Below are 7,639 nucleotides of genomic sequence, written 5' to 3'. Positions count from 1 at the left end.
CCACCCGCCCCCACCTCCCCGAACACTCGTTGCCCCCGCAGCCCGCAGCCCGCAGCCCGCAGCCCGCAGCCCGCAGCCCGCAGCCCGCAGCCCGCAGCCCGCAGCCCGCAGCCCGCAGCCCGAGGCGGCCATGGCTTTGTGGCGTGGTGACGTGGCGCGCTCTGCTGCGGGCAGGGCTGCCTCGGCGTTTGGCCGATACCTTGTGCGGGCGCGACCGCCCTGCCTGCTCACCTTCCGTCGATCACGGCTGTCCAGCGATCACCTACCGCCCGTCTGGGGCCGCGCCACTTTCCACCCCACTTCGCATCCCTCCGTTTCTTGGTGCCCTCCTCGCTCCCCATCGCACGAGCCCGATGGAGCCGGCCGAGTGCCCAGACCGCCGCGGCCGAGAGTCCGGCTGCTGCTATGAGGGAAGCTCCTGTCGGCGTTGTCCTTCGCTCCTGAGCTGCTGGTTCTGTCGGTACTGCCGAGTCCGGTGGTTCTGCTGGTCCCGGATGCCACGGGGCCACCGTGCGGCCGCCCGCCGGTACGGGAACCCCGAAGACCGGCAGCAGCCGTGAAGGGCCGCCGTGGAGCATGCTGCGGGGCAGCAGCGACAGCGGGTCCAGGTAGCTCTTGCCGCGGCGCAGGCCCCAGTGGACGCATGGCGCCCGGCAGTGGAACGGGCCGCGTTGCAGAACGGCGACCGGTTGGCCTGCCGTGACGCGCTGGCCCTTCCGGGCCGTCGGGCGTACGGGTTCGTAGGTGGTGCGTAAGGGTGGACGGCCCGAGTGGGACACCTCGATCGTCAGGACGCCACGGCCCGCGACGGCCCCGGCGTACGCAACCCGGCCAGGTGCCGCAGCCCGCACCACCGCGCCGGCCGGTGCGGCCAAGTCCACGCCGCGGTGCCCGGCCGCCCACGGCGAAGGAGGTGGCTCCCAGCCGCGTACCACCGTGGGCCCGACGCCCGTGGCTCCTCCCACCGGCCAGGCTCTGTCCTCACCCGGTGGGTCGGCACCCGGCGCGTCTCCACCCGGTGAGTCGGCACGTGCCGCACCCCCGGGACGTGTCACCGCTCTGGGAGGTGTCACGGTCCTGGGACGCGTCTCCGCTTCGGGCCGCGCCCCCGACCTGGCACGTGCCACCGCTCTGGGCCGCGTCACCGCCTCGTCAGGTGTCACCTCCCCGGCACCTGCGGTCATCTCCTCAGGGCGTCCCGCCACCTCGCCACGTCCCACCCCCGCCATCCGATTCGCCACCCGCTCCACCCCGCGCTCAGCCCCCGTGGCCAAGGGCAGCGGGTCGGCAGCGCTCGCGGGCGCGGGGGACAGAAGGGTGAGCACCGCGGCCACGGCCGGGGCCAGCCGCGCACAGGCCGCGCGGGCCGGGAAGAAGCAGCTCGGCCCGTATCCGGTCGGCTCGCCGCGCGGTGCCGGTGGTGAGGGCGCCGGTGGCCGGAAACGTGGACGGAAGCGTGACCGGGGAGGCGGAACCGGAGGGGAAGCCGAAGGAGGCGGAGTCAAGGGAGGGGGAGCCGAGGGAGGGGGAGCCATGGGAGGGAGCGGGGGAGGGCAGGGGAGGAGGTCCGGCCGGTGCTGTGGGCGGCGGTGGGACGTCCCCGGCTGCCCACCGCCGACGGCCGGGACCGGGGAGCACCCGGTGAAGCCCGCGCGTAAGCCCAGGTGGAAGCCGCCGACGGCGCGGACGGTCCTGGCCGAGCCGGGAGCTTGTCGAGTGCTTCGGCGGGTGTCGCGTCGCGCATTCTGCTGGGTGTGGAGTCGCATGCCCCGACGGTGACGCAGGCCGTCGCGGCGGGGGGATCTTGGTCCGGAGCTGTGGATGAGGAGGCGGTTGTGGACAACGGTGTCACCCGCCCGGGGCTCGAAATGGTGTGTGTCGCCCGGTGCGTCGGCAGTCCCGTACACTTCTGATGGCGATCCGGGTCACCGGGTCGACTTCGCACGCCCCGCCGTCAGTGCACCAGTCCCTTTCGGGCAGCACGACGGCCGCGCTCCTCGGTCCTCGGACGGCTCCGCAAGGTGTCTTCCCCGGCAGGCGCGTCGGGGCGTCAGGCACCGCGGCCGACCGGCCGCAGTGGAACCGAGTACAACAAGGAGTACGGCCATGGCCGTCGTCACGATGCGGGAGCTGCTGGAGAGCGGCGTCCACTTCGGGCACCAGACCCGTCGCTGGAACCCGAAGATGAAGCGCTTCATCTTCACCGAGCGCAACGGCATCTACATCATCGACCTGCTCCAGTCGCTGTCGTACATCGACCGCGCCTACGAGTTCGTCAAGGAGACCGTCGCCCACGGCGGCTCGGTCATGTTCGTCGGCACGAAGAAGCAGGCCCAGGAGGCCATTGCCGAGCAGGCGACCCGCGTGGGCATGCCCTACGTGAACCAGCGCTGGCTCGGCGGCATGCTGACCAACTTCTCGACCGTCTACAAGCGCCTTCAGCGCCTGAAGGAGCTCGAGCAGATCGACTTCGAGGATGTGGCCGCGTCCGGCCTCACCAAGAAGGAGCTCCTGGTTCTCTCCCGCGAGAAGGCCAAGCTGGAGAAGACCCTCGGTGGTATCCGCGAGATGCAGAAGGTGCCCAGCGCCGTCTGGATCGTGGACACCAAGAAGGAGCACATTGCCGTCGGTGAGGCGCGCAAGCTCAACATCCCGGTCGTCGCGATCCTCGACACCAACTGCGACCCGGACGAGGTCGACTACAAGATCCCGGGCAACGACGACGCGATCCGCTCCGTCACCCTGCTCACCCGCGTGATCGCCGACGCCGTCGCCGAGGGCCTCATCGCCCGCTCCGGTGCCGCCACCGGCGACCAGAAGCCGGGCGAGAAGGCTGCTGCCGCCGAGCCGCTGGCCGAGTGGGAGCGCGACCTGCTCGAGGGCGAGAAGAAGGCTGACGACGAGGCCCCCAAGGCCGAGGAGAAGCCCGCTGAGGAGGCCGCCCCGGCCGCCGAGGTTCCCGCCGCCGAGGCCGAGAAGCCGGCCGCGGACGCAGAGCAGGCCTGACCCGCAGCATCCGGCTGATGACGGCGGGGGAGGGCGCCACAAGCGCCGCCCCCGCCGTCCACCCGTAGATCTTTCGACTTCGAGATTTCGAGAAGAGATTCACAGACCATGGCGAACTACACCGCCGCTGACGTCAAGAAGCTCCGCGAGCTCACCGGCGCCGGCATGATGGACTGCAAGAAGGCCCTGGACGAGGCCGAGGGCGACGTCGACAAGGCCGTCGAGGCGCTGCGAATCAAGGGCCAGAAGGGCGTCGCCAAGCGCGAGGGCCGCTCCGCCGAGAACGGCGCCGTGGTCTCCCTGGTCGCCGACGACAACGCCTCCGGTGCCATCGTCGAGCTGAAGTGCGAGACGGACTTCGTCGCCAAGGGCGAGAAGTTCCAGGCCGTCGCCAACGAGATCGTCGCGCACATCGCGAAGACCTCTCCGGCCGACATCGAGGCCCTGCTCGCCTCCGAGATCGCGGCCGGCAAGACCGTCCAGGCGTTCGTCGACGAGGCCAACGCCACCCTGGGCGAGAAGATCGTCCTGGACCGCTTCGCGCAGTTCTCCGACGGCTTCGTGTCGGTCTACATGCACCGCACCATGCCCGACCTGCCGCCGCAGATCGGTGTCCTTGTCGAGCTCGACAAGGAGAACGCCGAGGTCGCCAAGGGCGTCGCGCAGCACATCGCCGCCTTCGCCCCGAAGTACCTCTCCAAGGACGACGTGCCGGCCGAGGTCGTCGAGGCCGAGCGCCGCGTCGCCGAGGAGACCACGCGTGCGGAGGGCAAGCCCGAGGCTGCCCTGCCGAAGATCGTCGAGGGTCGCCTCAACGGCTTCTTCAAGGACGCGACGCTGCTCGGCCAGCCGTACGCGCTCGACAACAAGAAGTCCGTCGAGAAGGTCCTCCAGGAGGCCGGTGTCACCCTGAAGCGCTTCGCGCGCATCAAGGTCGGCATCTGAGCCTGCGCGAAGGCAGCGAATGACCTGCGACCCCGCTAGGGTCGTACGCAGTCGGCCGCTCAACGGCCGGCCGCAGATGTGACGAGGAGGCCATTGCCGCACAGGGATCTGAACCAGACCCACGGCAATGGCCTTCTTCGTATGTGCACGAGGAGAGCTCAATGATTCACGGTGCCGACGGCGCGCACACAGACCATCCCGGCCACGGCGGCAGGCGACGCTTCCTGCTGAAGCTGTCGGGCGAAGCGTTCGCCGGCGGCGGCGGACTGGGCGTCGACCCCGATGTCGTGCACGCGATGGCCCGCGAGATCGCCGCCGTGGTGCGCGAGGGCTACGAGATCGCCATCGTGATCGGCGGCGGAAACTTCTTCCGCGGCGCCGAACTCCAGCAGCGCGGCATGGACCGGGCGCGTTCCGACTACATGGGCATGCTCGGCACGGTCATGAACTGTCTGGCACTCCAGGACTTCCTGGAGAAGGAGGGCATCGACTCCCGCGTCCAGACGGCGATCACCATGGGACAGGTCGCGGAGCCGTACATTCCGCTGCGCGCGGTGCGCCATCTGGAGAAGGGCCGGGTCGTCATCTTCGGCGCCGGCATGGGCATGCCCTACTTCTCCACCGACACCACCGCCGCCCAGCGCGCCCTGGAGATCGACGCCGAGGCCATGCTGATGGGCAAGAACGGGGTGGACGGGGTCTACGACTCCGACCCCAAGAAGAACCCGGACGCGGTGAAGTTCGACGCCCTCGAATACGGCGAGGTCATCACCCGGGAGCTGAAGATCGCCGACGCCACCGCCATCACGCTGTGCCGGGACAACAAGCTCCCGATCCTCGTGTTCGAACTGCTCGCGGAGGGCAACATCGCGCGCGCGGTGAAGGGTGAGAAGATCGGCACGCTCGTCAGCGATCAGGGCACCCGGGCCTGACGGCCTCAACTGCCGTGATTCCGTCCGGGCATCGGCCTGTACGGGCGGCAGCTCCCGTACCGGGGAAGACCCCGGTACGGGGATGGACAACGGCCTGCCGGTCGGACACCGTGCAGGAGAAGACGCGCGGCAGGGGCGAGGCTCTGCTTCTTACCGAAAAGACCAGGAGCAAGTGGTGATCGAAGAGATCCTCCTCGAGGCCGAGGAGAAGATGGAGAAGGCCGTCGTGGTCGCCAAGGAGGACTTCGCCGCGATCCGCACCGGGCGTGCGCACCCGGCGATGTTCAACAAGATCGTGGCGGACTACTACGGTGCGATGACGCCGATCAACCAGCTGGCGTCGTTCTCGGTTCCCGAACCGCGGATGGCCGTGGTGACCCCGTTCGACAAGAGCGCGCTGCGCAACATCGAGCAGGCCATCCGCGACTCCGACCTCGGCGTCAACCCGAGCAACGACGGCAATATCATCCGGGTGACGTTCCCCGAGCTGACCGAGGAGCGCCGCAAGGAGTTCATCAAGGTCGCGAAGAACAAGGGCGAGGACGCGAAGATCTCGATCCGCAGCGTGCGCCGCAAGGCCAAGGAGACCCTCGACAAGCTCGTCAAGGACAAGGAAACCGGCGAGGACGAGGTGCGTCGCGCCGAGAAGGAGCTCGACGACACCACCGCGAAGTACGTCGCGCAGGTGGACGAGCTGCTCAAGCACAAGGAATCCGAGCTCCTCGAGGTCTGATGAACGAGTCTTCCTGGGGGGCCGCCCCGCCCGGCGCCGGTCAATGGGTACCGGCCGACCACGGACCGGCCTCCTCGCTTCGCGGGGCGGCGCCCGCCGCCCCGGCGGGTCCCGTGCACGACTGGGGTGACGCGGCGCAGACTCGGCCCATGCCCTTCGTGCCCGGGCCAGGCGGACACCAGGACGACGGCCGGGAACATCGGGATATCCGGGATAACCGGGACCACCTGGACGACCGGGGGGCTGCTCGACTGAGCGGCCCCCTGTTCCGCGACGAAAAGCCGCAGGAGCCCATGCCCACCTCTCTTTCCGGGTCCGACAGCTCGCCGGACTCAGAGAAGCCGAAGAAGAAGAGCGCGGGCCGCAATCTGCGCGCCGCGATAGGGGTCGGCATCGGCCTCGGCGCGATCATCGTTGCGTCGCTCTTCGTCTACAAGCCTGTCTTCATCGGCGTGATAGCGATCGCCGTTGTCGTGGGCCTGTGGGAGCTGACCTCGCGGCTGGCGGAGCGCAAGGACATCAAGGTGCCGCTGGTGCCGCTCGCGGTCGGTGGCACCGCCATGGTGGTCGCCGGCTATGTCCGCGGTGCCGAGGGTGCCTGGGTGGCGATGGCGCTGACCGCGCTGGCCGTCCTGGTCTGGCGGATGACCGAGGCGCCGGAGAACTATCTGCGCGATGTCACCGCCGGGGTCTTCGCGGCGTTCTACGTGCCCTTCCTCGCGACGTTCGTGGCCCTGATGCTCGCGGCCGAGCCCGACGGGCCGCAGCGGGTACTGACCTTCCTGCTGCTGACCGTCGTCAGCGACACCGGTGCGTACGCGGTCGGCTGGCGGTTCGGCAAGCACAAGCTCGCACCGCGCATCAGCCCCGGCAAGACCCGCGAGGGACTCGTCGGCGCGGTGCTCTTCGCGATGGTGGCCGGCGCACTGTGCATGCAGTTCCTGATCACGGACGGTGCCTGGTGGCAGGGCCTGCTGGTCGGCCTCGCGGTCGCCGCCAGCGCCACCCTCGGCGATCTCGGCGAGTCCATGATCAAGCGCGATCTCGGCATCAAGGACATGGGGACGCTGCTGCCCGGTCACGGCGGCATCATGGACCGCCTCGACTCCCTGCTGCCGACCGCCCCGGTCGTCTGGCTGCTGTTCGTGATCTTTGTGGGAGCCGGCTGAGCACAGGGTGTTCGCAGGTGGAAGCAGGGAGGCGGGCTTTGTCCCGTCGGCTGCTGCCGCGCGTATGACGGGCCTCCCGATGCCCGTGAGGGGTCTGCCGCACCATGTGGCAGGCCCCTCTTCGCGCGTCTGCGACACTGCACGGACCATGCCTGCACCCGGAGAAGTCAGTCTCTGATGGGTGATGAGAAGCCCCCTACACAGCGGTTTTGCTGCCGGTAGGGGGCTTCTGTTTGGCCCGTGGGCCGTGACTGGGCCGTCAGCGGTGCCAGTACGGCCAACAGCTACTCCAAGGCTGAGGCCACAGCGGACGCGTGCGAAGGGCAGTAGACGGGAGGCGCTTCGGTCACGATGGCCAGACCCTTCACTCCCGGGTACGCAGCCTGGAAGTTTTTGAGCACTGCCCGTGGGCTGTCGCCCATGTCCAGCTCCGTGCAGACAAGCTGCCCCTGAACGCCGAGGTCGTCTGCTTCCACCTGCCTGAGTTCCGGAGCGCGGGCCTTCACGGCGCCGGCGTATTGCTCGTCCTTGTCCGATGGCGAAGGCACGTCATCTGAGGCATCTGAGGAGGAGGGAGACGCAGACTTCGGGCCCCCTGGACCCTTAGGAGCCGCGGGCTGCACGTGTGGCAGCAATGGTCGGACGAGGCGAGGACGGTTCTTTGGCCTCGTTCTCAGGTGAGGCATCACCGCACCCTGCCAGGACGACGAGCAAAACCGCGCCGGCAGCCGCGTTGTGTCCTCGCATGACCATCCCCCTGTTCCGAGACTTTCCGGCGGCGAACCGTAGCGTTGCGCACTTGCACGTGCCCCAGTTTCCGATCAGCAGCGGATCCTTCGACCGGGGGATCGCTC

6 protein-coding genes are annotated in these 7,639 nt (G+C 69.2%); 5 read left to right on the top strand and 1 reads right to left on the bottom strand.

All coding sequences use genetic code 11. The annotated features are described in order from the left end of the window. Window positions 1–227 precede the first annotated feature (227 nt). Window positions 228–1,184 (bottom strand): murein hydrolase activator EnvC family protein, encoded by a 957-nt coding sequence (locus tag IF67_RS46105; RefSeq protein ID WP_078889857.1) that lies wholly within the window; start codon window positions 1,182–1,184, stop codon window positions 228–230. Window positions 1,185–2,106: 922 nt separating this feature from the next. On the opposite strand from IF67_RS46105, the gene rpsB reads away from it, so the two are divergent. From rpsB to IF67_RS39880, 5 genes are all read left to right on the top strand, one after another. Beyond that, window positions 2,107–3,006 (top strand): 30S ribosomal protein S2, encoded by a 900-nt coding sequence (rpsB, locus tag IF67_RS0136395; RefSeq protein WP_030993034.1) that lies wholly within the window; start codon window positions 2,107–2,109, stop codon window positions 3,004–3,006. A 108-nt stretch (window positions 3,007–3,114) separates the two neighbouring features. Then, entirely contained in the window at window positions 3,115–3,951 is an 837-nt protein-coding gene (gene tsf / locus IF67_RS0136390; protein WP_030993032.1) for a translation elongation factor Ts, read from the top strand. A 161-nt stretch (window positions 3,952–4,112) separates the two neighbouring features. After that, window positions 4,113–4,883, top strand: a complete 771-nt coding sequence (pyrH, locus tag IF67_RS0136385) for a UMP kinase (protein WP_030993030.1) — start codon at window positions 4,113–4,115, stop codon at window positions 4,881–4,883. Between the two features lie 175 nt (window positions 4,884–5,058). Next, window positions 5,059–5,616, top strand: coding sequence for a ribosome recycling factor (frr, locus tag IF67_RS0136380; RefSeq protein ID WP_030087489.1), 558 nt, complete (start codon window positions 5,059–5,061; stop codon window positions 5,614–5,616). After that, the gene (locus IF67_RS39880) at window positions 5,616–6,785 is read left to right on the top strand and encodes a phosphatidate cytidylyltransferase (protein WP_030993028.1); all 1,170 of its coding nucleotides are present in this window, start codon (window positions 5,616–5,618) and stop codon (window positions 6,783–6,785) included. Before frr ends, IF67_RS39880 begins: the two co-directional genes overlap by 1 nt. The last annotated feature ends 854 nt before the right edge of the window (window positions 6,786–7,639 follow it).

It is taken from the genome of Streptomyces sp. NRRL S-1813, from assembly GCF_000719605.1.
Classification (GTDB): domain Bacteria; phylum Actinomycetota; class Actinomycetes; order Streptomycetales; family Streptomycetaceae; genus Streptomyces; species Streptomyces decoyicus.
The sequence above is the reverse complement of the archived record's forward strand: the minus strand, read 5'-3'. Positions and strand labels throughout refer to the sequence as shown.

What these genes read in the sequence shown, in the direction of transcription:
- tsf (WP_030993032.1), top strand. Translation starts at nt 3,115, where the DNA reads ATGGCGAACTACACCGCCGCTGACGTCAAGAAGCTCCGCGAGCTCACC.
- pyrH (WP_030993030.1), top strand. Translation starts at nt 4,113, where the DNA reads ATGATTCACGGTGCCGACGGCGCGCACACAGACCATCCCGGCCACGGC.
- rpsB (WP_030993034.1), top strand. Translation starts at nt 2,107, where the DNA reads ATGGCCGTCGTCACGATGCGGGAGCTGCTGGAGAGCGGCGTCCACTTC.
- IF67_RS46105 (WP_078889857.1), bottom strand. Translation starts at nt 1,184, where the DNA reads ATGACCGCAGGTGCCGGGGAGGTGACACCTGACGAGGCGGTGACGCGG.
- IF67_RS39880 (WP_030993028.1), top strand. Translation starts at nt 5,616, where the DNA reads ATGAACGAGTCTTCCTGGGGGGCCGCCCCGCCCGGCGCCGGTCAATGG.